At 60.5% G+C, this 26,543-nt stretch carries 27 protein-coding genes; 12 read left to right on the top strand and 15 right to left on the bottom strand.

The features are described 5' to 3' along the window. Positions 1 to 258: 258 nt before the first annotated feature. Positions 259 to 1,653, top strand: a complete 1,395-nt coding sequence (locus tag ACIOTL_RS11935) for an NAD(P)-binding domain-containing protein (protein WP_400342812.1) — start codon at positions 259 to 261, stop codon at positions 1,651 to 1,653. A gap of 84 nt (positions 1,654 to 1,737) precedes the next feature. On the opposite strand, the gene ACIOTL_RS11930 is transcribed toward ACIOTL_RS11935, so the two are convergent. Next, entirely contained in the window at positions 1,738 to 2,412 is a 675-nt protein-coding gene (locus ACIOTL_RS11930) for a response regulator (RefSeq protein WP_400342810.1), read from the bottom strand. Positions 2,413 to 2,422: 10 nt separating this feature from the next. Beyond that, positions 2,423 to 4,033: an ATP-binding protein gene (locus tag ACIOTL_RS11925; protein WP_400342808.1), complete on the bottom strand. Its 1,611-nt coding sequence runs from the start codon at positions 4,031 to 4,033 to the stop codon at positions 2,423 to 2,425. Positions 4,034 to 4,262: 229 nt separating this feature from the next. On the opposite strand from ACIOTL_RS11925, the gene ACIOTL_RS11920 reads away from it, so the two are divergent. The 4 genes from ACIOTL_RS11920 to ACIOTL_RS11905 are packed head-to-tail and all read left to right on the top strand — an operon-like array spanning position 4,263 to position 7,782. Further along, positions 4,263 to 5,276, top strand: a complete 1,014-nt coding sequence (locus tag ACIOTL_RS11920; protein ID WP_400342806.1) for a Bug family tripartite tricarboxylate transporter substrate binding protein — start codon at positions 4,263 to 4,265, stop codon at positions 5,274 to 5,276. After that, positions 5,273 to 5,776, top strand: a complete 504-nt coding sequence (locus ACIOTL_RS11915) for a tripartite tricarboxylate transporter TctB family protein (RefSeq protein WP_332594928.1) — start codon at positions 5,273 to 5,275, stop codon at positions 5,774 to 5,776. Before ACIOTL_RS11920 ends, ACIOTL_RS11915 begins: the two co-directional genes overlap by 4 nt. 21 nt (positions 5,777 to 5,797) lie before the next feature. Continuing rightward, a complete protein-coding gene (locus ACIOTL_RS11910) occupies positions 5,798 to 7,384 on the top strand; it encodes a tripartite tricarboxylate transporter permease (protein WP_286134293.1) in 1,587 nt (528 codons plus the stop codon). Then, positions 7,381 to 7,782 (top strand): universal stress protein, encoded by a 402-nt coding sequence (locus tag ACIOTL_RS11905; RefSeq protein WP_105658224.1) that lies wholly within the window; start codon positions 7,381 to 7,383, stop codon positions 7,780 to 7,782. Before ACIOTL_RS11910 ends, ACIOTL_RS11905 begins: the two co-directional genes overlap by 4 nt. Positions 7,783 to 7,851: 69 nt before the next feature. On the opposite strand, the gene ACIOTL_RS11900 is transcribed toward ACIOTL_RS11905, so the two are convergent. Further along, entirely contained in the window at positions 7,852 to 8,250 is a 399-nt protein-coding gene (locus ACIOTL_RS11900; RefSeq protein ID WP_105661845.1) for a DUF4282 domain-containing protein, read from the bottom strand. A gap of 179 nt (positions 8,251 to 8,429) precedes the next feature. On the opposite strand from ACIOTL_RS11900, the gene ACIOTL_RS11895 reads away from it, so the two are divergent. Continuing rightward, positions 8,430 to 9,446, top strand: coding sequence for a S66 peptidase family protein (locus ACIOTL_RS11895; RefSeq protein WP_400342804.1), 1,017 nt, complete (start codon positions 8,430 to 8,432; stop codon positions 9,444 to 9,446). An 89-nt stretch (positions 9,447 to 9,535) separates the two neighbouring features. On the opposite strand, the gene ACIOTL_RS11890 is transcribed toward ACIOTL_RS11895, so the two are convergent. The 3 genes from ACIOTL_RS11890 to ACIOTL_RS11880 all read right to left on the bottom strand — a co-directional run bounded on the left by ACIOTL_RS11890 (position 9,536) and on the right by ACIOTL_RS11880 (position 12,222). Then, positions 9,536 to 10,633 carry an alanine--glyoxylate aminotransferase family protein gene (locus ACIOTL_RS11890; RefSeq protein WP_332730822.1) on the bottom strand — a complete coding sequence of 366 codons (1,098 nt, stop codon included), beginning with the start codon at positions 10,631 to 10,633 and terminating at the stop codon, positions 9,536 to 9,538. Between the two features lie 109 nt (positions 10,634 to 10,742). Further along, positions 10,743 to 11,450 (bottom strand): phosphonatase-like hydrolase, encoded by a 708-nt coding sequence (locus ACIOTL_RS11885; RefSeq protein WP_400342802.1) that lies wholly within the window; start codon positions 11,448 to 11,450, stop codon positions 10,743 to 10,745. 13 nt (positions 11,451 to 11,463) lie between these two features. Next, entirely contained in the window at positions 11,464 to 12,222 is a 759-nt protein-coding gene (locus tag ACIOTL_RS11880; protein ID WP_400342904.1) for a GntR family transcriptional regulator, read from the bottom strand. Between the two features lie 168 nt (positions 12,223 to 12,390). Between ACIOTL_RS11880 and ACIOTL_RS11875 the strand changes: the two genes are divergently transcribed. The 4 genes from ACIOTL_RS11875 to phnE are packed head-to-tail and all read left to right on the top strand — an operon-like array spanning position 12,391 to position 16,191. After that, positions 12,391 to 13,590: a TIGR03364 family FAD-dependent oxidoreductase gene (locus ACIOTL_RS11875; RefSeq protein ID WP_400342800.1), complete on the top strand. Its 1,200-nt coding sequence runs from the start codon at positions 12,391 to 12,393 to the stop codon at positions 13,588 to 13,590. Positions 13,591 to 13,619: 29 nt separating this feature from the next. After that, entirely contained in the window at positions 13,620 to 14,540 is a 921-nt protein-coding gene (locus tag ACIOTL_RS11870) for a phosphate/phosphite/phosphonate ABC transporter substrate-binding protein (protein WP_400342798.1), read from the top strand. 2 nt (positions 14,541 to 14,542) lie between these two features. Then, a complete protein-coding gene (locus ACIOTL_RS11865) occupies positions 14,543 to 15,319 on the top strand; it encodes a phosphonate ABC transporter ATP-binding protein (RefSeq protein WP_388023941.1) in 777 nt (258 codons plus the stop codon). After that, the gene (gene phnE / locus ACIOTL_RS11860; protein WP_400342796.1) at positions 15,316 to 16,191 is read left to right on the top strand and encodes a phosphonate ABC transporter, permease protein PhnE; all 876 of its coding nucleotides are present in this window, start codon (positions 15,316 to 15,318) and stop codon (positions 16,189 to 16,191) included. Before ACIOTL_RS11865 ends, phnE begins: the two co-directional genes overlap by 4 nt. 206 nt (positions 16,192 to 16,397) lie before the next feature. On the opposite strand, the gene ACIOTL_RS11855 is transcribed toward phnE, so the two are convergent. After that, a complete protein-coding gene (locus tag ACIOTL_RS11855; RefSeq protein ID WP_388023944.1) occupies positions 16,398 to 17,618 on the bottom strand; it encodes an MFS transporter in 1,221 nt (406 codons plus the stop codon). A 96-nt stretch (positions 17,619 to 17,714) separates the two neighbouring features. Beyond that, on the bottom strand, positions 17,715 to 19,385 hold the full coding sequence (locus ACIOTL_RS11850; protein WP_388023945.1) for an amidohydrolase: 1,671 nt from the start codon (positions 19,383 to 19,385) through the stop codon (positions 17,715 to 17,717). A gap of 304 nt (positions 19,386 to 19,689) precedes the next feature. Here ACIOTL_RS11850 and ACIOTL_RS11845 point away from each other — a divergent pair, with 304 nt between their 5' ends. Then, complete coding sequence (locus ACIOTL_RS11845; RefSeq protein ID WP_388023946.1) at positions 19,690 to 20,421, top strand: type 1 glutamine amidotransferase domain-containing protein; 732 nt, start codon at positions 19,690 to 19,692, stop codon at positions 20,419 to 20,421. 190 nt (positions 20,422 to 20,611) lie between these two features. Here the strand turns inward: ACIOTL_RS11845 and ACIOTL_RS11840 are convergent, their stop codons facing one another. The 7 genes from ACIOTL_RS11840 to truB form a co-directional block, all read right to left on the bottom strand. Beyond that, positions 20,612 to 21,106, bottom strand: a complete 495-nt coding sequence (locus ACIOTL_RS11840) for a hypothetical protein (RefSeq protein WP_388023947.1) — start codon at positions 21,104 to 21,106, stop codon at positions 20,612 to 20,614. Between the two features lie 446 nt (positions 21,107 to 21,552). Further along, on the bottom strand, positions 21,553 to 21,822 hold the full coding sequence (gene rpsO, locus ACIOTL_RS11835) for a 30S ribosomal protein S15 (protein WP_013348393.1): 270 nt from the start codon (positions 21,820 to 21,822) through the stop codon (positions 21,553 to 21,555). 107 nt (positions 21,823 to 21,929) lie between these two features. Then, positions 21,930 to 22,715: a class I SAM-dependent methyltransferase gene (locus ACIOTL_RS11830; protein ID WP_400342790.1), complete on the bottom strand. Its 786-nt coding sequence runs from the start codon at positions 22,713 to 22,715 to the stop codon at positions 21,930 to 21,932. A gap of 5 nt (positions 22,716 to 22,720) precedes the next feature. Beyond that, positions 22,721 to 23,674 (bottom strand): bifunctional riboflavin kinase/FAD synthetase, encoded by a 954-nt coding sequence (locus ACIOTL_RS11825; protein WP_105657289.1) that lies wholly within the window; start codon positions 23,672 to 23,674, stop codon positions 22,721 to 22,723. A 64-nt stretch (positions 23,675 to 23,738) separates the two neighbouring features. Continuing rightward, positions 23,739 to 24,206 (bottom strand): hypothetical protein, encoded by a 468-nt coding sequence (locus ACIOTL_RS11820; RefSeq protein ID WP_400342789.1) that lies wholly within the window; start codon positions 24,204 to 24,206, stop codon positions 23,739 to 23,741. Between the two features lie 10 nt (positions 24,207 to 24,216). Continuing rightward, the gene (locus tag ACIOTL_RS11815) at positions 24,217 to 24,579 is read right to left on the bottom strand and encodes a hypothetical protein (protein ID WP_105657288.1); all 363 of its coding nucleotides are present in this window, start codon (positions 24,577 to 24,579) and stop codon (positions 24,217 to 24,219) included. Positions 24,580 to 24,596: 17 nt separating this feature from the next. Then, entirely contained in the window at positions 24,597 to 25,520 is a 924-nt protein-coding gene (gene truB, locus ACIOTL_RS11810; protein ID WP_105661834.1) for a tRNA pseudouridine(55) synthase TruB, read from the bottom strand. Positions 25,521 to 25,800: 280 nt separating this feature from the next. Here truB and ACIOTL_RS11805 point away from each other — a divergent pair, with 280 nt between their 5' ends. Then, a complete protein-coding gene (locus tag ACIOTL_RS11805; RefSeq protein WP_105657286.1) occupies positions 25,801 to 26,463 on the top strand; it encodes a fasciclin domain-containing protein in 663 nt (220 codons plus the stop codon). The last annotated feature ends 80 nt before the right edge of the window (positions 26,464 to 26,543 follow it).

The raw sequence follows: 26,543 nt of genomic DNA, 5'->3' as shown, positions 1-26,543 counted from the left end.
ACGCTATTCTTCCGGCTGACTCATTCCGAAAATACCCACTGACCTCTGCATTCAAGATCCATATAATTGACGGCTGGTAGAATGGGGATTTATAGCCTGTGCCTATGGAAGGTTTTCATATAGAAATCTGCACCTCCCGTCCACACGGCTAGAGAACTGGTTTAGAGCACATTTGTTGTAACGCGCGGCCAAATATCCCGGATTCCGGTACTGCGGCCTGCGCGAGATTTTCAAGGCTTACAGGCCGGAGAGGAACGCTTGACTCAACGCGTCGCAATCATTGGAGCAGGACCCAGCGGCATCGCCCAGCTGCGGGCTTTCGATTCTGCCAAGAAAACAGGGCAAGATATCCCAGAAATCGTCTGCTTCGAAAAGCAGGATGATTGGGGAGGCCAGTGGAACTACAACTGGCGCTCCGGGATCGACAAATACGGCGAACCAGTGCACTCGAGCATGTACCGCAATCTCTGGTCCAATGGCCCGAAGGAAGCCCTGGAATTCGCCGAGTACACCTTCGATGAGCATTTCGGCGGGCCGATTTCGTCTTATCCGCCACGAGCCGTGCTCTGGGATTACATCAATGGCCGCGCAGAGAAATCCGATATAAAGAAGTACGTGCGCTGTGCCACCGTGGTCCGCTGGGTAGATTACAACGAAAGCACCGAGCTCTTCACCGTCACCACTGAAGATCTGAAAACCGGCAAGACTGCGTCCAGCGACTTCACCCATGTCGTGGTCGGAACCGGCCACTTCAGTTTCCCTAACGTTCCTGAATTCGCAGGAATAGGCACTTTCCCCGGCGAGCTCATGCATGCCCACGATTTCCGTGGAGCCGAGCGCTTCGCCGGCAAGGACATCCTGCTCATCGGCGCCAGCTACTCTGCCGAGGACATCGGCGTCCAGTCCTTCAAGATGGGTGCGCGCTCGGTCACCTACAGCTACCGCACCGCTCCGATGGGCTTCGACTGGCCCCAGGGCATTGAGGAGCTTCCGCTCATCGATCGCTTCGAAGGGTCCACGGCCCATTTCAGCAATGGCGTATCACGCAAGTTCGATGCGGTAATCCTGTGCACCGGCTACCTCCACCATTACCCGTTCTTGCCCTCCGGGTTGGCTCTGGACTCGCCGAACAATGTCTATCCGGATACCTTGTACCGTGGTGTCGCATCCGAGAACAACAACAAGCTGTACTATCTGGGCGCCCAGGACCAGTGGTTTACCTTCAACATGTTCGATGCCCAAGCATGGTACGTCCGTGATCTGATTACCGGGAAGGCCTCGATCCCCGCAGCGGGCGACCAGCGGATGAGCATCGATGCGTGGCTGAGGCGTTTCAATGCCATTGAAACTGCTGAAGACGAAGTGAAGTTCCAGGCCGACTACATTCGCGATCTCATCGAGCAGACCGATTACCCCATGTTCGACCTGGATGAGGTCACCCGTACCTTCATGGCATGGAAGAACGACAAGAAGAAAAACATCATGACCTACCGGGACAAGGTTTATCCTTCGGTCATGACCGGTACCATGGCAGCCACGCACCATACGCCGTGGCTCAGCGAATTGGACGACAGCTTGGAACGCTACATGGCTCCCGTTCCGTCCGAAAGCGTGGAAGACTTGGCCGCGACTGAAAAGGCCACGTCAAAGTAGCGCTGAGCGGAACCGCGCACTGTGGCTGCGTGCTTTTGGACGCAGCCACAGTGCTTCCTGATCTGCAAAACCCAGGTTCCGGGGCTAGCTCCTCCATGAGTAGCGGCGTTCGGGCCTGCCGACTCCCCCGTAGCGCAGGTTCACCTGAGCCAGGTTTTCCTCTGCCAGGTATTCCAGATACCGGCGAGCGCTCACCCGGGACGTGCCCAGCTTCTGCGCGGTTTCGGTGGCCGAGATGGGTTCGGCAGCTTCCTTGACGATGCTCTCAACCAGTTCCATGGTTTCGGCGCTGCAGCCTTTGGGAAGAGGCCGGCGCTTTTGTCCGCCGAGCCCGAAGAGCATGTTCACATCGGCCTGCTGCAATTCCTGGTCCGCTGCTTCGCCCAGTGGCTGGTAGGCCTTCGCGTAGTGCTCCAGCCGTTCGCGCAGGTCATCCCGCGAGAAGGGCTTCATCAGATAGTGGACGATGCCGCCACGAAGCGCGCGGCGCACGGTATCCATTTCCCGCGCCGCGCTGATCACCAGGACATCGAGCTCCGGCTGGACTTCGCGCAGGCGCTGCAAGAGGTCCAGGCCGTTCATGTCCGGCAAATGGATATCGAGCAAGATGAGATCCGGCGAGAGCGCGCCGGCGGCCTTGATCGCGTCACCGGCGGAGTGCGCCACGCCGACCACGGTGAACCCCGGTTCGCTGTTGACGAATCCAGCGTGCACCTTGGCGACCATGAAGTCATCGTCGATCACCAGTACTTTGATCACTTCTTGCTTCCTACTTCCTGAGCGTGGCGGTAAACCGGGCACCTTGGACATTGGCCGCGGCCAGCTCTCCACCGCGGCGGCGGCAAACCAGGCGGCTGATGGCAAGGCCGAAGCCCCTGCCGCCGGAAACCGCGCTGTCCTTGGTGGAGAAACCTTGGGTGAAGATCTCGTCCATGGCATCTTCCGCGATGCCTTCTCCATTGTCCCTCACGGTGATTCGCACCAGCTCGCTGGTTTCCTCGATCCCGACCTGGATTTCCGGATTGGCAGCCGCAGCGGCCGCGTCCATCGCGTTATCGACGAGATTGCCGATCACGGTGGTCAGATCTCGCGCCAGCTGGTCCTCGCACCTGCCCAAGGTTGAGCTAGGCGCCATCTTCAGATGCACCCCGCGCTCGGCGGCCACGCTGGACTTGGCAATCAGCAACGCGGCAATCGTGGGTTCGGCGATGCACGCGGAGACGTCCTCGAAGATCTTGCTCCGGCTGAAGCTCACGCCATCGATGAAGCCCACGACCTCGTCGTATTCCCCGAGCTGGATCAACCCGGAAATTGCGTGCAGCTGGTTGGCGAATTCATGGGTCTGCGCCCTGAGCATGTCGGCGGTGGCCTTGCTGTCTCCAAGTTCTTGTTCCAGCAGGGTCAGTTCGGTCTTGTCGCGGAAGGTGGTGACCGATCCCAAATCCCGCCTGGCGGTCTTGACCGGCATCCGGTTGAAGACCAATACCCGCTCGCCGACAAGGAATTGCCGGTCGGGCAGCTCTTGGCTGGTGGTCAGTGCATGGCGCACCTGCGGAACAACATCCAATTCGTCCAGGGTCTTGCCCACGCAGTGGCTGGGCAGCTGGAGCAGCTCGATGGCGACATCATTGGCCAGCATCACCCGGCTATCCGGCGACACCGAGATGATTCCCTCTTTGACTCCGTGCAGCAGGGCTTCGCGATGCTCGAAAAGCTCTGCAATTTCCCGCGGTTCAAGCCCACGGGTCTGGTGCTTGACCCGGCGGGCCAGCAAGACTGAGCCGGCGGTGCCCAGCAGCAGGGAAATGACCAGGGTGAACAAGGCGTTGGGAGCGATCTCCTGGATCATCTCGCCGGTGCTGGGATAGCTTTGGCCGGCGCTGACGATGCCGACCATCTTCCCCTCGTCGTCCAGCACCGGAACCTGCGCAATCAATACGTGGTTGCCATTGCGCCAGATTTCCCCGGTCCATCCGCGGCCTCCGGTGACGGCGGATTCAGGGTGCAGTATCGAGGTTCCGACTTCATCCGGGTAGCTGGAGGTGACGACCGTTCCCCGGGGATCGGCAATGGTCACGAATTGGAGACCCGAGGTGCTGCGCACCGATTCGCCCATGGCAGGCAACGCCGAACCCATTTCCGGCTCCGCCTCGGGCAGGAGCACGCGCAGCAGGGGGTTTGCAGCCAGCGATTCGGCGGCCGAGAGGCTGCGGCGCCCCTCGATTTTTTCGAAGTTATTGGTGGCCTGGGTCAGCGATACCGTGATGACCCCGGCCAGCACCACCGCGATAATGAGCAGTTGCAGTATCAGGTACTGCCCTGCAAGGGTCAGCTTGCGGCGCGTGTACAGATTAGCGAGCCAGAAACGCATGGCACTCATTGCCTCGCCCCCAATATTCCAGAAATCCACGTTGCACCCGGCAGGTCCTTGCTGGCACCTGCATCCGGGCACTGTGCTACCTTACCGAAGATTCGAATGGTTCAGATCACAATTTCCGGTTACACAATGAACAGTATTTTCTTTGAGTACGCAAGAGTGACCCGACTCACGATGGCACGTAAGTTGGTATCACTCGCAACCCCGATGAAATCAAAGAGGCTGAATCCCCATGAAACCCTTCAAGTCGTTCCGTGCGCTGAGCGCGCTGGCAGCTGCCGCTGCACTGGCCCTGACCGCCACTGGCTGCGGCGTGACATCAGAGTCTTCCAGCACTGACGCCGCAGAGTCCAAGGGCCCCATCGCGAACCTCCGCATCATGGTGCCAAACACCCCAGGCGGCGGCTACGACACCACTGCCCGTGTTGCCGCCAAGGTGATGGATGACGCATCGCTGGCCAGCAACCCGGAAGTCTTCAACCTTGCCGGTGCCGGAGGCACCGTCGGCTTGGCCCGCATTGTCAATGAGAAGGGCAATGGCGATCTGGGCATGCTCATGGGCCTGGGCGTGGTGGGTGCAAGCTACACCAACGAAACCGACTCCAAGCTGACCGATACCACCCCGATTGCCAAGCTCATCGAAGAGCCCGGGGCGATCATGGTTTCCAAGGATTCTCCGTACAAGACCATTGACGACTTGGTCAAGGCCTGGAAGGACGACCCAAGCAAGCTCTCGGTCGGTGGCGGCTCCTCCCCTGGCGGCCCGGACCATCTGCTGCCAATGCAGCTGGCCGAAGCCGTGGGCATTGATCCCAAGGACGTGAACTTCGTATCCTACGATGGCGGCGGCGACTTGCTGCCGGCCATCCTGGGCAACAAGCTGGCCTTCGCTGCCTCCGGTGCCGGCGAGTACATGCAGCAGATCGAAGAGGGCTCTGTTCGCGTACTGGCCACCAGCGGCGAAGAGCGCCTGGAAGGCGTAGATGCCCCGACCCTGAAGGAATCGGATATCGATCTGGTGTTCTCCAACTGGCGCGGCCTGGTGGCTCCACCTGAGATTTCCGAAGAGGACAAGGCCAAGTGGGTCAACCTGGTCACCGAAATGCATGATTCGGCCGAGTGGAAGGAAGCCCTGGCGACCAACGGCTGGAGCGACGCCTTCATGACCGGTGACGAATTCTCCGCCTTCCTCACCGACCAGGACGAGCGCGTTGCCAGCGTCCTGAAGACCCTGGGCCTGGCGTGAGCGAAGTAGGCACCGCAAAGAAGAAACGCGTCGAACTCCTGTTCGCCGCGTTTCTTCTTATCGTCGGAATCATCGTGTTTGTTGACGCGTCGCAGCTTCATGTGACGTACTCCCAGGCAGACGTTGTAGGTCCCAAGGCCCTGCCTTACGTCGTCTCGGGCATTCTCATTCTTTCGTCCATTGCCTTGGCCATCACCGTCATGCGTGGCAACCTTGCTGCGGGCGAAGAAGGCGAAGACGTGGACCTGAGCCAGCCTTCGGATTGGAAGGTCCTGCTCCCGCTGATCGGCATCTTCGTGCTGAACCTGCTGATCGTGAATTGGGCTGGCTGGGTCATCTCGGGAACCATCATGTTCTTCGGCGCGGCTACCTGCCTGGGTGCGCGGCGCTGGGTATTGACCTTGGTTATTTCACTTGCCTTGGCGCTTGGTTCGTTCTACGGCTTCTATCTGGGCCTGGGCATCAAGCTTCCGGCCGGAATCCTCTCGGGGGTGCTCTAATTGGAAACTCTGGACTTATTGATGGGCGGCTTCGCCGCGGCGCTGACCCCGATTAACCTGCTCTTCGCTTTCGCCGGTGTCATCCTGGGAACCGCTGTAGGAGTGCTCCCGGGCATCGGCCCGGCCATGGCTGTGGCACTGCTGCTGCCATTGACCTTCGGCATGGAAACTTCCAGCGCACTGATCATGTTCGCCGGCATCTACTACGGCGGGATGTATGGCGGGTCAACCACCTCGATCCTGCTCAACACCCCGGGGGAATCGGCAACAGTCATCACAGCCATCGAAGGCCACAAGATGGCCAAGGCCGGCCGTGCGGCACAGGCCTTGGCCACCGCGGCCATTGGATCCTTCGTTGCAGGAACCATCGGTACCGCGCTGCTGGTGACCGTCGCCCCGATCGTCGTGAAGTTCGCGGTGAGCCTTGGCGCACCGAGCTACTTCGCCATCATGGTCCTCGCTTTGGTAACTGTCACCGCAGTCTTGGGCTCTTCCAAGATCCGCGGGTTCGCTTCCCTGGGCTTGGGCTTGGCCATTGGCTTGGTCGGCATGGACCCGGTCTCCGGGCAGCAGCGACTGACTTTCGGCTTCGCGCCCCTGGTGGACGGCATGGACATCGTGGTGGTCGCCGTGGCGATCTTCGCCATTGGCGAGGCGCTGTGGATTGCCGCGCACTTGCGCACCAGCCCGGCCCGCACCATTCCGGTGGGTGCCCCGTGGATGGGCAAGGAAGATTGGAAGCGTTCGTGGAAGCCCTGGCTTCGCGGTACCGCCTTTGGGTTCCCCTTCGGCGCGCTGCCTGCCGGCGGTGCCGAAGTTCCGACCTTCCTGTCCTACGTCACGGAAAAGAAGCTGTCCAAGCATCCTGAGGAGTTCGGCCACGGCGCCATTGAGGGCGTTGCCGGCCCGGAGGCCGCGAACAATGCCTCTGCCGCTGGCACCCTGACTCCAATGCTCGCCTTGGGCTTGCCCACCAATGCCACCGCTGCGGTGATGCTGGCGTTCTTGACCATGAAGGGCATCCAGCCCGGTCCGCTGCTCTTCGAGAATGAACCAGACCTGGTGTGGGCCCTGATTGCCAGCTTGTTCATTGGCAACACGTTGCTGCTGCTGATCAACCTGCCGTTAGCGCCGCTGTGGGCGAAGCTGCTGAAGATCCCGCGCCCCTACCTGTACGCAGGCATCTTGTTCTTCGCAACGCTGGGCGCCTTCTCGGTGAACATGCAGGTAGCTGATCTCTGGCTGCTGCTGCTGATCGGTTTGCTGGGCTTTGCCTTGCGCCGCTTCGGCCTGCCAGTGCTTCCGCTGATCCTTGGTGTCATCATCGGCCCCATGGCCGAAGAACAGCTGCGCAAGACCTTCCAGCTTTCTGCTGGTGAAGTCTCAGGTCTCTGGAGCGAGCCGCTGGCCGTGGGCATCTACGTGCTCATCGCCGTCCTGCTCCTGCTGCCAGTGCTGATCTCCGTTATTCGGCGCAAACGCGGGACAGCGTCTGCCGCCGCCGAGGCCCTGCTGGGCGACGATGCAGCTGGCGGCCCCGAGCCGGAACAGGCGAAGCCTGGCCACGGAAATGAGAACAGCAAGGCTGCTGAAAGGAATGAATCATGACGATCGTAGTGGGCTATATTCCCTCGCCAGAAGGCGAAGCCGCCTTGGAACGAGCCATTCTCGAAGCCAGGCGCAGCGAGGTGCGATTGATCGTAGTGAACTCTTCGAAGGGCGATCAGCTCGTTGACGACAGGCTCATTGACGCGAAGCAGTACCACGAGCTGGAAGCCCGCCTTTCTGATGCCGGCATCGATTTCTGGATTGAGCGCCACACCCAGGGTGCCGATGCGGCAGACCAGATCCTGCATATAGCCCAGGCCCAACGAGCCGAGCTGATCGTGATCGGCCTGCGCAAGCGGACGGCAATGGGCAAGTTCCTCATGGGGAGCAACGCGCAAAGGATTCTGCTCCAGGCCTCCTGCCCGGTGCTGTCGCTCAAAGCGTCCAGCGACTGGTAGTTCTGCACGCTGTTCGCTCAACAACGGCCGATGGCCCGCACCACGGGTGCGGGCCATTGGCCGTTGGACTTACTTCTGGTAAGGGTTGGCTGGCGGAGTGCCGCCGCCATTGGCGGTTGGATCCTGCGGCTGCTGGGGAGCAGGAGGATTACCCGGGTGCGGGCGGTAGCCGCCTTCTGCCGGCGGGATGCCACCGGCCAGACGAACGAGTTCAGTGGTGTTCTCTGCCGTGCGGATCTGTGCCAGCAAGGATTCGAGTCCTGCACGGACCAGTACCAAATAGACTAGGGACACCAAAGGACCCACGATCAGGAGCATGAGGAAGCCGAGCATTGCATCAGCCATGAACCCGGAAATCACGATTCCGAGGTAGCCGATCGCCAACAGGACCATGATCAGGATGTAAACGATCTTGATGATCGATGGCGTGATGAATTGTTTGAATTCCAAGTCGAAGAGGGACTTCACCTTATTTGCTTCTTTCTTTAGAGAAATTGCGCTGTCCCGCCCGCGTTATCGAATTTCGCAGTATTCTCCCAGTAGCTGGAGCGGAATATCTTCATTTGTTGCGAAAATTTCGCCAACTAGTCGCCTGCGACTGCGTGCGGGTTATTATCCCCTGCCAAGCCAGACCCTAGACTGATTGCATGACAAGCCATGAGAAGCCGACGATTGTCCCAGCCCGATTGCAATCCGGAGACACCATCAGGGCCATTGCGCCATCGTGCTCCCGCGCCTTCGTGATGGAATACGACAATACGAAGTGGATCACTGAACGCTTCGAGGCCATGGGGCTCAAGCAGGAATTCGGCGATCACGTAGACGAGAACGATGACTTCGACAGCTCGCCGATCCCGTCGCGCGTGGCCGATCTGCACGCCGCATTTGCCGATCCATCTGTCGCCGGAATCATCTCGGTCATTGGCGGCTTCAATTCAAACGAGCTGCTCCCCTACCTCGATTGGGATCTCATTGCCGCCAATCCCAAGGTCTTTTGCGGCTATTCGGATTTCACCGCCCTGGCTAACGCCGTGCATGCCAAGACCGGCCTCGTTACCTATGTCGGCGCGCATTGGTCCAGCTTCGGCATGCGTGATCATTTTGAACCAACCGGACAGTGGTTCCGGACCGCAACCCACGAGCACGCGTGGACCATCGAGCACGCCAGCGAATTCACCGACGATTTGTGGTTCATGGATCAAGACAACAGGTCCGTCCAGGCATCCGGCGGACCGTGGATCCTGAATCAGGGAGCGGCCACGGGCACGGTGATTGGAGGGAATCTGGGCACGCTGCATTTGTTGCAGGGCGGCGAATTCATGCCATCCTTGCACGGGGCGATGCTCTTCATCGAGGAAGACTCCTCCGAAGACATCCACGAAATCGCCCGGAAGCTCGCCTCTTTCCTGCAGTCCCCTAGCGCCGCTGGCCTGACCGGGCTGGCCATTGGGCGTTTCCAGCGGCAATCCGGCATCACCCGTAGCCTGCTGGAGCAAGTCATCGCAAAGCACCCGATCCTGCAGCGCATCCCGGTTGTGGCCAACCTCGATTTCGGCCACACTTCCCCGATGTTCACCTTGCCGATTGGCGGCTACGCCAGGCTTTCGACCGGTGACGATTCGGTGCAGCTGCACTTTGCGCATTCACAAGACCAGCTGGGCTAGCCCAAGGGCCACAGCAAAAAGCGGGACCATTCCATCTCCTGGTTGGCCCCGCCTTGCTTTCCGCTCAGTAGGCCACGGCCCTCACGGGCTTAGGCCTTGTCGATCGCTTCCTTCAGCGCAGCCAGCAGCAGCGCCACCGAACCCGGATTAGCGTTGGGGCCCATCATGCCGACGCGCCATACGGTGCTCGCGTACTTGCCGACACCGCCGCCGATTTCAATATTGAAGCGGTCGAGCAGGTATCCACGGACCTTCGCCGAATCAACGCCTTCAGGAACGTAGACCGTCGTCAGCTGCGGCAGGCGGTACCCCTCCTGGGCGAATAGCTCCAGGCCCATTTCCTGCAAGCCATCTTGCAGCAAGCCTCCCGCTTCCTGATGGCGGGCGGTGACCGCGTCCAGGCCCTCAGCCAGGATGCGGTCGATGCCGGCTTCCAGCGATGCGACCATCGAGACCGGTGCGGTGTGGTGGTAGGTGCGTTGGCCCCCGGTGGAACCTGTGGCGTAGCCGCCGAGCAAGCCCAGATCCAGATACCAGGATTGGGGCTTCTGGACGCGGCGCTCGAAAGCACGGTCTGAAATGGTAAATGGTGCCAATCCCGGAGCCACGCCGAGGCATTTCTGCGTGCCGGCATAGCCAACGTCAATCCCCCATTCATCAGCCAGCACCGGCATGCCGCCAATGGAGGTCACCGCATCGGTGATCAGCAGTGCATCGCCCTTGATTGCGCCCAGCGCGGCTATATCGGAAACAACTCCGGTACTGGTTTCAGCATGCACGCCGGCAATGACGGTTGGGTTCGGGTGCGCCGCGGCAACGCGTTCGGCATCGATCGGCGTGCCGTATTCATGCTCGACGCGGACTACTTCAGCGCCAGCGCGCGCGGCAACTTCGCACATGCGCTCGCCGAATAAGCCGTTGATCGCGATGACCGCTACGTCACCTGGGTTGATGGTGTTGACGAAAGCGGCTTCCATGCCAGCTGAGCCCGTGGCGCTCAAAGGCAAGGTACGGGAGTTTCCGGTTCCCCAGAGAGTACGCAAGCCATCAGCAACGCGATCCATGCGTGCAATGAACTCCGGATCCAGATGGCCCAGCAGCGGAAGGCCGAGCGCTGCCGTTGCCTCGGGATACGGGTTGCATGGACCCGGTCCGAACAGGTGGCGCTGAAGAACAGTCTTGCTCATGACGACTCTCTTTCATCTCAATGGGATGTTCCAACTAGAGCTCAGCATATCCCGCATCCCAACCCGAAACGAAACATATCTTCCGCATTGCAAAATTACTCGGGTCGAACTACACGGCCGCGGGCTCGATCGCCTTGAGATAATCCGGCAGCTCCGCCACGGATTCGAGGATGGCGGCATGAGGGAACCGGTCCAGCTCTTCGCGGCCCAGCTTCCCGGTCAGCACACCGATCCCATGCACTCCCGCGTGATGCGCGGCCAGCAGGTCGTTGGCGGTGTCGCCTGCGGCAACAACCTTGGCTACATCGCGAATTCCCGTCAACTCCATGGCTCGATGAATCATGTACGGCGCAGGGCGTCCCGCTGCGGCTTCATCACCGGCAACCACTGCGTCGAGAAGTTCGCCAGGACCGACCTTCCAGCCCAAGCCATCGAGGATAATATCGGCAACATCGCGCGAGAACCCCGTTGTCAACGCGATCTTCTTGCCGCTGGCAGCCAAGCGTTCCAGCGCTTCCACGACACCTGACAAAGCGACGGGCGGATTCTCCCGGTAGTACCCCAGCAGCAAATGGCGGAAACGATCAAACTGCACTTGCACCTGCTCATCGCTGGCAACAGCTCCGCCAAGTTCAATCAGCGCTTTGATCGCTTCCTTCTTCTCGGCGCCCATCCAATGCTGCAGATCCTCCTCCTTGACCTCAACACCGAATTCGCACACCGCATTCTCCAGAGCCCGGTACACATCGGCATGTTCGTCAATGGTCGTTCCAGCCATATCGCAGGCAATGAGTTCAAACATGTCTTCTCGTTTCATCGTGTTTTCCTGTTCAGACAGCAATGCTTCGCACACGGCTCAATGAGGCGCGATGCTCGCTGGTGTTTTCAATGGTGAAGTTGGCCAGATCCGGCAAATACCGATCATCGGAGTACTCAAGTTTCTGCCCCGATTTGGCGGAAGTCACGCGCCGTTCGCGCAGGAGCGGGGCGCCGAGCCGGACACCCAGCAGCTGCGCGTCCAGTTCATCGGCCGCCACCGCGTCGATGGTGTGCTTGCCTCGGTAGAGGTCTACGCCTTGCTCCCGCAAGTACTCGAAAATCGAACCGTCATCCGCATCGAATTCGAAGAGCAGCCGGCCGACTTCTTGGGTAAAGCTAGTCCGCTCCAGCATCGCCGGGCTCCCATCGAGAAAGCGCAGGCGCAGGATCTGCACCACCTTGGCACCTTCTTCGAGTTCGAGCTGCTCGGCCACGAGGGCATCGGCCGGGCGCTGCGCCAATTCCCGCGTTTCCTGGCCAGCCTCCAATCCGATGGAGCGCGCCCAATCGGTAAAGGACATGAAGGTGGTAAACGATTGGGATTGCACCTGTTGCGCCACGATTGGCGGCTTGCCTTGTCCCCCCGCAATGAGGCCCTCCGAACGCAACTGGGCGAGCGCATGCCGGACCGTGCCACGCGAGGCACTGGTGCGGGCACAGAGCTCTGCCTCGCTGGGCAGGACATCTCCTTCGTGCCATGTGCCAGCCGCTATTTCCTGCCGCAACCAGGTGGTGAGGGCTTGGTACTTGGGTTGCTTCTTGTTCTCCATCACCTCTTGATCATACAAGTGGTTTTATCGCGAAATCAGCGATTCACAAGACGTTCCAGTGAACTGAAAGTGAATAGTCGGACCCCATTCTGAACTCTAGGCGAACTTGTTCAAACAAGTGCCATTTCGGGTTGAATCCGCTCATCCCAAGCATGGATGATCACTGTCGTGAGCAACGAAAAAAATTTCCCACAGACCCAGCCAGTCGCCAACCACGCAGATGTGCTGGTGATCGGAGCCGGCATTGTCGGCATGGCCCATGCCGCGCGAGCCCTGGACGCCGGCTTCTCGGTAATCGTCATTGATCGTGACCATGAGGCCATCGGCGCATCGGTCCGCAACTTCGGCCACTGCTGCATCACCGCGCAGTCCGGCGAACTCTACGATCTGGCGCAGTCAGGACGTCCCTTGTGGCTTGACTACGCTGAACGCGCTGGCTTCTGGGCCGTTGAATCGGGAGCTGTCGTGGTGGCCTCGACAGAAACGGAATTGCAGGTCCTGCGCGAACTGTCTGCGCGCCGCGAAACCGGGCAGGTCGAGATGCTCAACGCGCAGGACATCGCAGAACAGCTTGGACGCGAAAGCACCGAAGGATTTCTCGGCGGCGCGTTCCTGCGTGATGACCTGCGTGTCGACCCGCGAACCACGGTGGCCAAGCTGGCCCAGTGGGTCAACGCCCATGTTGCTGGCAGCGTCCAGTTCAGCACCAGCGCCTTGGGATTCGGTGCCGGCCGGCATCGCCGGGCCAGCGTGCAAACTAATCGCGGCGCCTTCGAGGCCGACCAGGTTTTCGTTTGCGTCGGACACGACGTGGACTACCTCTTCCCGCAGATCGCGCAGGAGCACCAGATCAGCCGGTGCGCGCTGCAGATGCTCCGCGCAGAAGCTTCCGAAGACCTGGAATTGAAGCCGGCCGTCCTCACCGCCACTTCCATGCTGCGCTACGAGGCCTTCACCGAAGTGCCAGCAGCCAAGGCCCTGCAGGCTGAAGTTCTCGCCGAGCACCCGGAGCTGCTGGATATCCAGGCGAATGTCATGTTCACCCAAAGGCCTGACGGCACCCTGCTCATGGGAGATTCGCACAGCTACGCCGCAACCCAACCCCCCTTCCTCAAGGAAGCGACCTCGCAAACATTGCTCTCGGCTATCGGGGGCTACATGAGTGGCATCGAGCTGAAAGTCATTGAACGCTGGCAAGGAATCTATGCCTCCAGCGCTATCGGCCCCTTGCTCATCCGCAATGCCGCCAACGCCATTACCGTAGTCTCCGTTACCGCCGGAGTCGGAATGACCCTGTCCTTCGGCCTGGCCGACAAGAACATCAAAGACCTCGCCAAGCCGGCCATGGCTTCGTCGATCACCGCCTAGCTTAACTACACCACGCATTGGAGCAAACCATGAAGATCGCCCAGGCACTTAAATTCTCTGCCGTCTCGCTGGGGCTGCTGGCCCTCACCGCTTGCGGGTCCGCCCAGGCAGATGAGCAAGCTAACTCCGCGGCCCCCGCGTTCTGCGCCGATGGGCCCATCAATTTCGGCATCGAGCCCTACGAGGCACCAGCCAAGCTCGAACCGGCGTACGGCGTGCTCGCCGACGCATTGGAGCGCGAGCTCGGATGCGAAGTCGAGGTCCAAGTTGTCGAGGACTACGCCGCAGAGGTACTGGCAATGCGCAATGGAAAACTGGATCTTGGCCAGTTCGGTCCCGTGGGATACGTGTTCGCCAGCCAGCAGGCCGGCGCTGAACCGCTAGTGTCCTTCGGGACCGCCCGAGGCGAGCTCAGCACCTACACCGGTGGCATCTGGGTTGCGAAGGATTCAGAAATCAAGACCCTCGAAGACCTGCGCGGAAAGGACTTCGCACTGGGCGGCGTGGGCTCGACCTCCGGAGATGTCCTGCCGCGCTACGCGCTGAAGACTGCCGGCATTGCCGAGTCGGAAGTCAACTTGAACTACGCAGGCGGGCATCCTGAAGCACTGCTGGCCCTGGCTAACGGAACTGTCGACGCCGCCCAGCTCAACTCGCAGACCCAGGCAGTTGCCGAAGAAGAAGGTACCTTCAACCCGGAAGACTACCGCCAGATCTGGACCTCGGAACCCATCCCGAATGACCCGATCACCATCAGCGCCGATGCCGACCCGGAATTGAAGAAAGCCGTTAAGCACGCGCTGCTGAACCTGCCGGAGGAAGATATCGCCCAGGTAGGAGCTTTCCTGGATGTGACCCCTCCGGGCCCATTGCTGGAAGTCACCAAGGAAACCTACGGCCCGCTGTTCGACCTGGCTTCCGAAATGGGCCTCACCGAGGACGATATCTAACCATGGACACCACGCAATTGGCCCGTCCGGCCCTCTCAGTGAAGTCCCTGGCCAAGTCCTTCAACCAGCGCCGCGTGCTTGATGATGTCGATTTCACCGTCAACCGCGGCGAGCTCGTGGCCTTTCTGGGTGCCAACGGTTCCGGAAAATCCACCACCCTCAAGTGCGTCGCGGGACTGACAACGCCGGATTCGGGAAGCATCGAATTGGATGGCATCCACCTGGCCGATCTCCAAGGCCGCGCTCTAGCCCGTGCGCGATCCCGGGCAGCCATGGTGTTCCAGAAGATCCATCTGGTGCCCCGCCGCACAGCACTGGACAATGTCTGCGCAGGCGCCCTGGCCCGTGTCACCGGCTTGGCCTCATTCTCCCCCGCTTTCTTCTCCCGCGAACTGCGGGAAGAAGCAATGGCCTGCCTGGACCGGGTTGGCATGGCCGATCGCGCCCTGGACAAGGTCGGGCGCCTTTCTGGCGGACAGCAGCAGCGCGTAGCCGTCGCCAGGGCCCTGTGCCAGCGCGCGTCGGTGCTGCTTGCCGATGAGCCGGTTTCCGCCCTGGACCCGCATGCGGCCGAGAACATCATGGAATTGCTCGCTACCTTGGCGCACGACGAAAACCTTGCAGTCGCCGCGGTTCTGCACCAGCCAGAGCTTGCGCAACGCTACGCAGACCGGGCGATCGGGTTGCTGCATGGACGTATCGCCTTCAACGGTCCGGTCCAGAATCTCGGCGACGACTTCCTGGACGTTCTCTACTCTCCCGAGAGGATTGCAGCATGAGCCTCCATACCCGGACTCGCATCAAGGAGCAGGCAGTGGAAAGCACTTCGCAAATGATCGCTGGAAAATCCGCCCCTGCACTGCCCAGGGACCCGCACAAGGCCGCCCGGCGTACCCTTTGGATTACCGCAGTTGCAGTGATTGCCGCCCTTCATCTGCTGGCCATCGCGGGAACTGATTTTGATCCGGCGCTGCTCGTGGATGGCTGGCGCGGGATGGCACGATTCATCAGCGACGCATTCCCGCCGGATCTGAGCTGGGACAAAGTCATACTTCCTGGCTTGGAGGCAACGCTGGTCACCTTGTGGATCGGCTTGCTGGGTACGACCTTCTCCATTCCTACGGCCTTGGTGCTCGCTGTGCTCGCATGCCGCACCACGACGCCGCATCCGCTGGCCTACCAAGCAGCACGCAGCATCTTGTCCTTCTTCCGCGCGGTACCGGATATCGTCTTTGCGCTCATCTTCGTCACCGCCGTGGGCTTGGGTCCCTTCGCAGGTGTGCTGGCGCTGATCTGCCACAACACGGGAGTGATGGGAAAGCTCTGGGCCGAGTCCCTGGAAGAAACCGATCAGGGCCCGCAAGAAGCGCTGTCCACCACCGGCGCATCACGGGTTCAGCAACTTACCCATGGCGCCCTGCCGCTGGTGATCCCGCAGTTCGTTGGCTTGCTCTTGTACCGCTTCGACGTCAACGTCCGTTCGTCACTGGTCCTGGGCCTGGTCGGTGCTGGCGGCATCGGCTTGCTCATCAACCAGGCGATCAAGTCGTTCCAGTTCGATACGATGCTTACGCACATCATCATCGTGCTGATTCTGATCATCGTCGTTGACCAGGCTTCCGGATTCATCCGCCGCAAGCTGGCAGTCTAGCGCCTCGCCAATCGGAAAAGCGCGCCTGGGCCCCAGCGGGTGTCCGTGATCCTCGCAGGATCGAGGACACCGGCTGGGGCTTCATGGCGACCTGGGCGAATCGTTGTGGTCCCTGAAGATGCCTCGGCACCTTTACCCGCGGCGCAGGTCCTGGAAAGTCGTTGATTTCCACTGGTTGGTATGTGCCGGTGGCGGGCCGTGCACTGCTATTCAGGAATTCCCATTGGAACGACGCGCTGGGGCAAGCCGTGCTGGTTGCGGCCCTGGACGAGAACCACGCAGGTCATGGACAGCAGCACTCCGACACTGCAGGCGGCGAGAAGCACCCCAAAGCCGCTGGCAGCCTCGATGAGCATGCCGCCCAGAACTGGTCCAAGCGCGAACCCGATGCCGATCATCAAGTTCGTGGAATTCATCAGGTGGCCGCTGGAGTCCAGGTCGGAGACCGTGGACAGCAAGTAGGGCAGGATGAAGGTCCAGGAGAATTTGAAGATGATCGCCGCGGCCGCGAACTGCACGGCTCCGCTCAACCCGAACAGCAAACCGATGGACAGCAGCATCGCCAGATAACCGAGAATGAGGAACAGCGGGCGGCGCGGATGGTCGCCCAGGAATGTGGCCAGCAAGGACGAAGCAATTCCCGGGACTGTCGCAACAGCGAGAATCAGGCTCGTCGTACCCAAATTGATCTGCGCGGCCGCCGCGAATTGCCCCATGAACGACCACACCCCGCTCAACGCTACGTAGAAAAGCATTACCGCCGCCAGGGCCAGAAACGCCTTGGATCTCGGGGCTGGCCGGTGCCCATAGTTGGCACTATCGGCAGCCGGGTCAGCGGCGCTTCCCAACAGCACGTTGCCATCGATGCGGTGCGCAACCGCCATGCAGCACAGGGCTAGCCCAGCCATGGTCCAGTAGATCGCAGACACCGCGGAATCCGCGAAGAGCACAGGGAAGAGCGCCAGAATCACGGCGCCCATGACCAGCTGGGCCGCAACGAATAAGCCGTAGGCCCGTCCTGGGTTCGCGCTCCTGCCGCTCAAGCTCAGGATCACCACGGTGATCGAGCCAGCAGCCAGGGACGTCACAATGCGGCACACCGCCAAGAGCGCGTAGTTGTCGGCAAAGCCCGAGACCACATTTCCGGCCACGGCAACCAGCGTGAAGACACGAGTTGCCGTCACGAGGTTGACGCGCTTGAGCCACAGATAGGCTGGGATAGTCGCCAAGCTGAAGGCCCCGAGCTCCATGGACAGCAGCCCGCCTACTTGGGTGGCCGTCAGGTCGAATTGCGCCACCAGCTTGGAGGCGATCACCGGTGCGGTCAGCAGCACCATGTACAGCACCGCGCTGTAGGCACCGATGTAGAAGTAGGTTCCGCGCTCGCCGCCCGTTTTTGTGTGCGCGCCAGCCAGTATCGAGTCCATGGCTTTCCTTCGAGACAGCGGCGAGTTGCCGCGGGTAAATAATGGATGCTCCGGCCGATACCCTGGCCGGCTGAGAACAACGTGCCGGGCACGCGATTAGCGCACCGGCACGCTCGAGGATCCGAGTCGGTCGTAGACCTTTTGTCCGCTGAACCAGGTCTGCTGCGCAGTGATCTGCGGCAGCTCTTCGAGTTGCACCTCAAATGGGTCTGCCGAGAGCATGATGAAGTCGGCGGACTTGCCGATTTCCAGCGACCCGGTCAGGTCACCCAGTCCCATCGCCTTGGCGCAATTGATCGTGTAGATGCGCAAGGCATCAGCCAAGGTCACGGCTTCTTCTTCCCAGAGCGTTCCGGGGAAAGCTCCGGTAGGATCCTTGCGGGTGACCAGACCGTAGATTCCCTCCCAGGCGTTCGGGGAAACGCTCACCGGCCAGTCCGAGCCGCCGGCAACCAGCGCCCCGGTGGCCAGCAAGGTCTTGTTCGGGTGCATCTTGGATGCCCGCTCGGCGGGAAGGACGAGTTTCATGGCTTCGGTAATCACCCCGGGGAACCACAATGACGGCGAGATATCCGCGGTGACTCCCAGTTCTGCAAAGCGCGGCAGGTCGTCCGGGTGAATGAACTGGCCGTGGGCGATATGGTATTTCGGCTCGCCCAGACCTGCCTCGCGCACCTTCTGGACTGTGTCCAGGACCAGGCGCACCGAGGCATCGCCGGTGCAGTGGATCTTCGCGGAAATGCCCCGCCGCGCCGTGCTCATCAGCCAGCCCGCGAGTTCTTCTGGAGGCATGGTGGTGTTGCCGCAATGGCATTCAGGGAATCCCGCACCCTCCAGATACGGTTCGATGAAGGCTCCGGTCCCTGCCGGCGGAACGCCATCAAGGAAGATCTTGATGAAATCCGGGCGGTGATGAGTTGACCTGGTTTGCTCGCGCTCGGCAATGATCCCCTCGCCCAGCGGATGGGTCCCGAAAATGAAGTCATTGGCCTGCATGCTGGAAACCACCCAGGCGTGCAGATTCCCGGATTCATCGAGTTCTTTCAAGGCCTGCATGAGTTGCAAGGAGGCGGCAGCGTCCTGGAAACCGGTGATGCCGTAAGAATGCAGTATTTCCATGCCCCGCGATGCCGCTTCGGCCAACTGCCAAGTCGGCGTGGGGCTCATTGATTCGCGGACCTGTTCGACAATGACCCCGCCGGCTTCCAGCAGCACGCCGGTGGCTCGGCCTTCGGCATCCCGCATGATTTCCCCGCCTTCGGGGTGAGGGGTCGCGCCGGTGATGCCCGCAAGCTCCAAAGCACGGCTGTTCACCCATCGGTTGTGCTTGGCATCATCCTTGAGCAATGCCGGCCGGCCGCCGGTGGCCTGGTCCAGCCGCGCCAGTGCCTGGGGCGTATTGATTTCGCTCAACAGGCCCGAACCCCAGCTGCCACCGATGACCCACTGGTCCGCAGCCAGCTTATCCGACCAGACTGCGACTGCCTCCAGGAACTCGTCCAGGTTGAGGGTTGGCGGAACGTTGAGCTCGAACAGGTCCATCTGCCCGGCAAGCATGTGATGATTGTGCACGTCCATCAGCCCGGGCATGATCGTGGCCCCGTCCAGATCGATAATTTCCATTTCCGGCCCACGCAGCGCCAGCGCATCCTCTCCGAGCGCGACAATCTTTCCTGCGCGGACGGCCATCGCATTGACTATGCGTTCATGCGGATCCAGCGTATGGATGGTGCCGTTGACCAAGAGCAGGCTAGGGGCGGTGTTCACGAGTGCAATCCTTTCGAAAGATACCAATCCGGGATGACTCTCCAAGGTCCAAGAAGTGATGCACGGCATATCCCGGCCGGTGCATTCATTCTCGCAAAGTCCGCCCCGAGGGTGTTGGCTTTAAGCGCATGCTTAGTTGGCAACGCACGCCAAACTCGCTCCGGGGCTAGAAATAGGAGCCACGTCCCATTTGTTCTCCTTCTGGAGCACGATTCCGGAAAGCAAACTGGCAACTTGCGCATCGCCCTTGCGGCAGCCTGCCTGTTGTACAAGGGTGGAAGGACGAATGCGAAAGGAGCACACCTTGAAGAAAATCCTCATGGTCCTGACCAGCGTTTCCGAAATCGGTGATGACAGGGAACCTACCGGATACAACGTCGCCGAGGCAGCACATCCATGGAAGGTGTTCCGGGATTCCGGGCACTTCGTCGACTTCGCTTCCATTAAGGGCGGACAGCCCCCGCGCGACACAGTGGATCAGGACGACCCGGTCCAGGTCCAGTTCACCCAGGACGAAACGACCCGTGCCGGCCTGTACAACACTGCAAGGGTTGAAGTCGTCGATCCCGAACAGTACGACGCGGTGTACCTCGTGGGAGGCCACGGCACCATGTGGGACTTCCCCAATAATGAGGGTCTGCAAAAGCTGGTCGGCGCTATCTACAACAAGGGCGGCGTTGTCGGTGCAGTCTGCCACGGCCCGGCCGGTCTGCTCGATGTCGAGCTGCATCATGGTTTGAAACTCTTAAGTGGCAAAACCGTTGCAGCATTCACCAACGATGAAGAAGTGGCCGTAGGCAAGGACAAGATCATTCCGTTCTTCCTGGCCGACAAGCTCACCGAGCAAGGCGCCACGCATATCGCCGCCGATAACTTCGAAGAGAATGTACAAGTCTCCGAACGCCTGGTCACCGGACAGAACCCAGCTTCCGCCGCAGGTGTCGCCAAGGAAATGGAAAAACTCTTGGCCGAAGTGATCCACCAGGAGAAGGCCGCTGAAGCCGCAGCCGCCGAGTCCGAGGCCGAGGCACAATGAGCTAAGTCGTAACCCAGCCCGAAATCTCATAAAGGACGCTTGGATCCGTGTAGCTTCGCGGATCCAAGCGTTTTTGACTTCTACTGGCCTTTATATGACGCAGTCCGTACTCCGACCAACGCAATGCACCCCTTGCCGAAGTCGTGGCTGGTGATGAGTGCAGCCCGAAAGGTGTCTCGGAGTGAACGCGTCATCGGCTGAGCGGGTTTGGTTCGCATCCTGGTCGCCCGTCCAAAGCGAAAGCCATCTCGTACAGAGTGGCTCTCGGGTCTGGTCCTCCAGGATCCCTTGGGACCACTCCTATAGCGGCCCAGAGGGTTTCACGAAGCCACTGGGCGAATCCCACTACACGGAAGTTGCCTACTGCTTCTGGGTTTCCTTCAGCATGCTCTAGTAATACGATTGCTCGTCTCATGCCGCTGAGTTCTTCCTGAATCGTGTTCCACTGTGACTCTTCTTCAGTGAACTCGCAGTCGTAGCAGTCTTCGTCGTCCTCGGGAGGCCATTCCATCATTTCGCGTTCAACAGGCAAGGACCGGGAAGCGAGGAGCTCTGGGTCGGAAATGTCGTAGGCTGCAACTACGTGCGTTGGGTCCACGTATTCATCGATGAGATCGTCGGCAAATCTGGCGTAATCGAATGTTTTGCCACCCAACGTGGTGATCAGTGCTGCAGCTTCTGACACGCGTGGAGCAGCGCAAACCCCGTAGTGCGCACGAGCAGCTTGCAGGAGTTCTTGGTAGTCAGCCATAGTTCCTCAATTCAAACACGATTGGTGCCGCCAACAGTAGCTGGCGGCACCAATGCTTCGTGCAGGTTCTTCCCTGGGTCGGGTTTCCGTAGAAGAGTTGAACGTTAGGGGTCCGCTTGTTGGGGTGGTAGTGCCACATGTACCCCTTCTTGCCTCCGCCACTGATTTCGAGTCCAACGGCCGCCTTACCGCTTATGGGGCTTTGGCCAACGTCGAACCCGTGAATGAGAGAACTGAAACTACAGCATTCCATTGCCGCAACGCATTTTTACGTAGGCACGAGGCCTCGCTGAAGCCGAGGAGCCCTGAGCGGTAAGAGAATAGAAAAATCCCCGTCTCCTGAAGCGGAGACGGGGATTTTCTTGCTCTGAAGCAGAGGACTACTTGCGCAGGCCCAGACGCTCGATCAGCGAACGGTAACGCTCGATGTCGGTGTTCTTCAGGTAGCCGAGCATACGACGACGACGACCAACCAGAGCCATCAGGCCACGGCGGGTGTGGTGATCATGCTTGTGCATCTTCAGGTGCTCGGTCAGGTCCGAAATACGGCGGGACATGACGGCAATCTGAACCTCAGGCGAACCGGTGTCACCCTCGTGGGTAGCGTAAGCCTTGATGATTTCGTTCTTGATAGTGGCATCCAATGCCATAACAAACTCCTAGAGTTGGACCGCGTTCATAAGTCGGTGCGAACGTCGAGACGCTCACGGCGGAAACTCGCAACCGCGGACTGCAGCGAGAACCACCGTCAATCATATCACCGACGGGTGCGCCGGCGGGACCTCCAGGCATGGGTGAGATAGGGCACCTGCACCTTTGCGTCCTGCTCGTGCCCCAGATGCTCCTGCCAATACCAGGCCAAATTCGCTTCCACCTTGGCGCGGGTAGTCTCTGAAGACTTGCGGTAGTAGCTGCGGGATTTGGTCAGCTCGACGATCTCGTGGAAATCCAGTTCCATGGACCAATGCCAGATGCCATGCTCCGGCTTCTGGAACTGCGGTCCCAACGGCGGCTCCAGCTCCGGCCGGTGCACATCGCCGGCATGCATGATGCGTGCCAAGCGGTGAACCCAGGGAAGGGCGACATCCAGCTGATTCCACAGCAGGGTGAGCCAACCGCCATCATGGAGCAATCGGGCCGCTTCGGCACTGGCTTGAGGGTGGTCCACCCAGTGCCATGCCTGGGCATAGGTCACCAGGCCAGCGCTATCGGCCTCCAAGCCGGTCGCTTCACCTGCGGCGCAGGTTACCTCGACCGCCGGCAGCCTCTTGGACAGGACCGCGAGCATTTCTGCCGATGGGTCTACGGCCCTGACTTCCAGGCCTGCACGGATGAGCTGTTCGGTGAAGATCCCCGAACCGCAACCGATGTCAATGGCACTCACCGGTCGGTGCTGCAGCGTGAATTCCAAGGCTTCCTGCGGATAGGAAGGACGGATCTTGTCGTAGCTTTCAGCGTCGGCTTGGAAAGCAGAAGCTAATTCATCGCGGCGCTGGGCGCCCACGACGAAAGCCCTCTGCGGCAATGATGGTATCTCAGCCATGATTCCTAGTGGCGTTCTATGGCCAGCACCGCACGGGCCTGGTCAACGTCCTCGGTCATCTGTTCAATGAGGGCTTCGATGCCGCGGTAGGCAACCATCGGACGCAGGTGGGAAATGAACTCAACGACAATCTGCTGTCCGTACAGATCGAAATCTTCCACGCCTTCTTCGGGGCGGTCAATCACGTGGGCTTCAACCACTCGGGAGACGCCATCGAAGGTGGGGTTCGACCCGACGGAGATTGCCGCTGGCCAACGCACCTCGGCCTCGTCGATCACCCAGCCGGCATAGACCCCATCGGCGGGGATGATCCCAGTGGCTTCGGTGTCCAGATTCGCGGTGGGAAATCCCAGCTCGCGCCCACGGGCATGGCCATGGACTACTTCTCCGCGCATGCGGTGCGGCCGGCCGAGGATCGCGGCGGCAGCTTCGACATTGCCGGCGGCTAGTTCTTCACGGACCCAGGTCGAGGACAAACGGCGCTTGTCCCCTACGTCTTCGACACCTATGACTTCAAAACCGTACTTGGTGCCCAGTTCCTGCATGTAGCTGAAGTCCCCGGAATTGCCGCGGCCAAAACGCACATCATGCCCGACCACAACGGCCACGGCATTCAGCTTCTCTACGATGATGGAGCGAACGAACTCTTCAGCGCTCTGGTCCGCGAATTCCAGGGTGTAGTGGATCATCAGCGTGGCATCCAGGCCAACGCTGGCCAAGGTGTCCACGCGGTCAGCCAGACCCATGATCAATTCAGGAGCATCATCGGGACGGTGTACCAGCGCCGGGTGCGGGTCGAAAGTGATCGCTACCGATTGTGCCGAGCGTGCTTTGGCCTGCGCGACAGCTGCATCCAGCACCTCGCAATGGCCCAGGTGGACACCATCAAAGTTGCCAATGGTCACGACAGTGGGAGCCATATCCGCGGGGACGGCATCCAAGCCCTTCCAATAGTGCACTTTGCTCCTTCAGAAATTCTGCTGCGGTGGATGGAAAACCCACCGTGGTAATTCTTGCACGTCTTTAGGCGTGACGCTCATTACGGTTACGGTACAGCCACCACAAGCCGACAATCGGCAGCACCAGTGGAACGTAGCCGTATCCTTCGCCGAAACCGCTCCACACCGATGGATGGGCGAAGTCTTCGGGGTGGGTCAGCGACAAGATGCCGACCACGATCACGCCTGCCAATTCGACGGCTACCGCCCAGAGCGAAACCAGCCAGGCACCCCGCTTGGCTGAAGACAGCGAGATTGTGGCAAGGAAATAGACCAGTCCAGAAAACAGCGACAGGCTGTAGGCGATCGGCGCTTCGTCGAATTTGCTCATGATCTGGTACACCGCGCGCACGCTCGCCGCCAGGGCGAGGATGCCGTACACGGCAATGATCACGCGGCCCAGTCCGGTGGACCGGCTTGGCTTGGGGGCCTTATTGGTGCTGCGCGCCTGAGCGGCCTGCATGATTCGCGAATTACGCGGCTTTTCACCCATGTGAGTACTCCTACTGCCAGATCTGTTCCATGCGGAACACCATTACGAAGGTGACGGCGGCCGACGCGGCCAGCACGGCGTTGGACCAACGGCTCTTCTCGCTAATCGCCCAGAAGAAGGCCACCGGCGGCATGATCAGCGCTGTGATGAAGTAGCCCCAGAATTCCACCGGGTCGCCTTGCACCGCATTTCCCCCGACCTGGCGGATCGCGGCCGCGATGCCGTAGGCAATCAGGAAAAGCTCGGTAGCCACCGCACCGATCAGCGCCCAGTCATCCGGGTGCTTGCGGATAGCGGTTGCGATAACTGCCACCAGCAATGCCAGCGCGCAGACCACCGCTCCGGCGATGAAGAATCCATTGACGGCAATCAAGCCAGTTCCTTTCGGGATTACTTAGCGGTGAAGACCAAGGCGGTACGCGCCTTGTCGCCCTTGTCTTCCAGCAGTGCGACCAGCACGCCATTGGGAGCGAAAGCCGCAACGGTCTGGCCTTCGGCAATGTCCATGCCCAGATGCGAGGCGGGGATGGTGCGGCCGAAAGACAATTCCACGGCTTCGTCGACGCTGACCGTGCGGTTGGGGAACAGCGCGGCAGCAGCCTTTTCGATTGGGAGAATCTCGAATTCCCCGGCCAGCTGCTCCAGGGTGCGGGTGAGCTCGATCTTGTATGGGCCCACCTCGGTACGGCGCAGCGCGGTCAAGTGCCCGCCAACGTTCAATGCTTCGCCCAGGTCGCGGGCCAAGGCACGGATGTAGGTTCCAGAAGAGCACGATACCGTGACGTCGACGTCGAGGATCTTGCCGCCGTTTTCGCGGCGCACTTCATGGATCTCGAACCGCGAAATGGTGACCGGGCGGGCCTTGAGCTCTACCTGTTCGCCAGCGCGCACGCGAGCGTAGGAACGCTTGCCATCGACCTTGATGGCCGAGACCGAGCTCGGAATCTGCTCGATGTCTCCGCGCAGCTGGGCGATCTCGCGCTCGATGTCTTCGTCGCTGACCGCTGCGGCGATGCGCTCGGAAATGATTTCGCCTTCGGCATCGTCCGTGACGGTGTTCTGCCCCAGCCGGATGGTGGCGGTGTAGGTCTTGTCGTGGCCGACGATGTAGGTCAGTAGCCGGGTTGCCTTGTTCACGCCGATAACCAGCACGCCGGTGGCCATGGGGTCCAGGGTGCCTGCGTGGCCGACTTTTCGAGTCCCTGCAAGTCTGCGGATGCGACCGACCACATCGTGGGAGGTCATTCCCTGCTCTTTGTCGACTAATACGAGGCCTGAGGCCTGCTCTTGCGTGTTCTGCCCGGCTTTACTCACGCCTTCCAGTATATGGCTTGTGCAGAGAATAAGGCTGTCGCTGGTTCCAAGCGTGGCAGATCCCACTTGCAGCCTATTTCCATGAGCCGGCAATGCTCCGGGACCGGGCCCGCCAGCCCGCGGATCCGGCAGCTTCACGGCCTGCCAGCAAAACGCAAAAAAAATTTCCAAGAGAATCCAATCCGTCGGGCAACCTGCCCCGAATGCTCATTGACAACCTGATCCGCACGGACAGGAAAAGGACCGACGACATCAGTCGCGGCGAAGCAAGGAGAAAATCATGAAGCGCACATACAGCAAAGTCGCTGGAGCATTCGGGCTCATCGCAGTCGCCGCCATGGGACTGAGCGCCTGCTCGACCGGTTCGGAAACCATGGAATCGCCCACGGCGTCCGCCTCGGAAAGCAGCTCGCCCATGGCCAGCGAATCGGCAATGGATCCAGCAAGCAATCTTGTGGGCAAGGGTTGCGCGGCCTACGCCGAAGCAGTCCCGACCGGTGATGGCTCGGTAGCCGGAATGGCCCAGGATCCAGTGGCCGTCGCTGCCTCGAACAACCCGCTGCTGACCACCCTGACTTCTGCAGTCTCCGGTGAGCTGAATCCTGATGTCGATCTCGTCGATACCCTCAATGGCGGCGAATTCACCGTCTTCGCACCGGTTGACGACGCCTTCGCGGCAATCCCGAAGGATGACCTGTCCGCAGTTGCCAAGGATGCCGACACCCTGACCAGCATCCTGACCTACCACGTCGTTTCCGGCCAGATTGCACCAGATGATCTTCCCGGAACCCACGCAACGGTCCAGGGCGAAGAGGTGGAAGTCACCGGTAGCGGCGACGATCTGGAAGTCAACGGGGCTTCGGTCATCTGCGGCGGCGTGCAGACCGCCAACGCAACCGTGTACCTGGTGGACACCGTCCTGATGCCACCGGCAAAGAAGTAGTATCGCCAGAATCATCAAGGCCGCTGGCATGAAGGTGGTGCATGGAATACCTTCCAGGCATCACCTTAGCCGGTGCAACG

Source organism: Glutamicibacter sp. NPDC087673 (genome assembly GCF_044743255.1).
Taxonomy (GTDB): Bacteria; Actinomycetota; Actinomycetes; order Actinomycetales; family Micrococcaceae; genus Glutamicibacter.
The sequence above is the reverse complement of the archived record's forward strand: the minus strand, read 5'-3'. Positions and strand labels throughout refer to the sequence as shown.

Bases quoted from the DNA above. Each gene is read 5' to 3' on its own strand.
- ACIOTL_RS11925 (WP_400342808.1), bottom strand. From the start codon at position 4,033: ATGAGTGCCATGCGTTTCTGGCTCGCTAATCTGTACACGCGCCGCAAG.
- ACIOTL_RS11920 (WP_400342806.1), top strand. From the start codon at position 4,263: ATGAAACCCTTCAAGTCGTTCCGTGCGCTGAGCGCGCTGGCAGCTGCC.
- ACIOTL_RS11910 (WP_286134293.1), top strand. From the start codon at position 5,798: ATGGGCGGCTTCGCCGCGGCGCTGACCCCGATTAACCTGCTCTTCGCT.
- ACIOTL_RS11905 (WP_105658224.1), top strand. From the start codon at position 7,381: ATGACGATCGTAGTGGGCTATATTCCCTCGCCAGAAGGCGAAGCCGCC.
- ACIOTL_RS11895 (WP_400342804.1), top strand. From the start codon at position 8,430: ATGACAAGCCATGAGAAGCCGACGATTGTCCCAGCCCGATTGCAATCC.
- ACIOTL_RS11890 (WP_332730822.1), bottom strand. From the start codon at position 10,633: ATGAGCAAGACTGTTCTTCAGCGCCACCTGTTCGGACCGGGTCCATGC.
- ACIOTL_RS11885 (WP_400342802.1), bottom strand. From the start codon at position 11,450: ATGAAACGAGAAGACATGTTTGAACTCATTGCCTGCGATATGGCTGGA.
- ACIOTL_RS11880 (WP_400342904.1), bottom strand. From the start codon at position 12,222: ATGGAGAACAAGAAGCAACCCAAGTACCAAGCCCTCACCACCTGGTTG.
- ACIOTL_RS11870 (WP_400342798.1), top strand. From the start codon at position 13,620: ATGAAGATCGCCCAGGCACTTAAATTCTCTGCCGTCTCGCTGGGGCTG.
- ACIOTL_RS11865 (WP_388023941.1), top strand. From the start codon at position 14,543: ATGGACACCACGCAATTGGCCCGTCCGGCCCTCTCAGTGAAGTCCCTG.
- phnE (WP_400342796.1), top strand. From the start codon at position 15,316: ATGAGCCTCCATACCCGGACTCGCATCAAGGAGCAGGCAGTGGAAAGC.
- ACIOTL_RS11855 (WP_388023944.1), bottom strand. From the start codon at position 17,618: ATGGACTCGATACTGGCTGGCGCGCACACAAAAACGGGCGGCGAGCGC.
- rpsO (WP_013348393.1), bottom strand. From the start codon at position 21,822: ATGGCATTGGATGCCACTATCAAGAACGAAATCATCAAGGCTTACGCT.
- ACIOTL_RS11830 (WP_400342790.1), bottom strand. From the start codon at position 22,715: ATGGCTGAGATACCATCATTGCCGCAGAGGGCTTTCGTCGTGGGCGCC.
- ACIOTL_RS11820 (WP_400342789.1), bottom strand. From the start codon at position 24,206: ATGGGTGAAAAGCCGCGTAATTCGCGAATCATGCAGGCCGCTCAGGCG.
- ACIOTL_RS11805 (WP_105657286.1), top strand. From the start codon at position 25,801: ATGAAGCGCACATACAGCAAAGTCGCTGGAGCATTCGGGCTCATCGCA.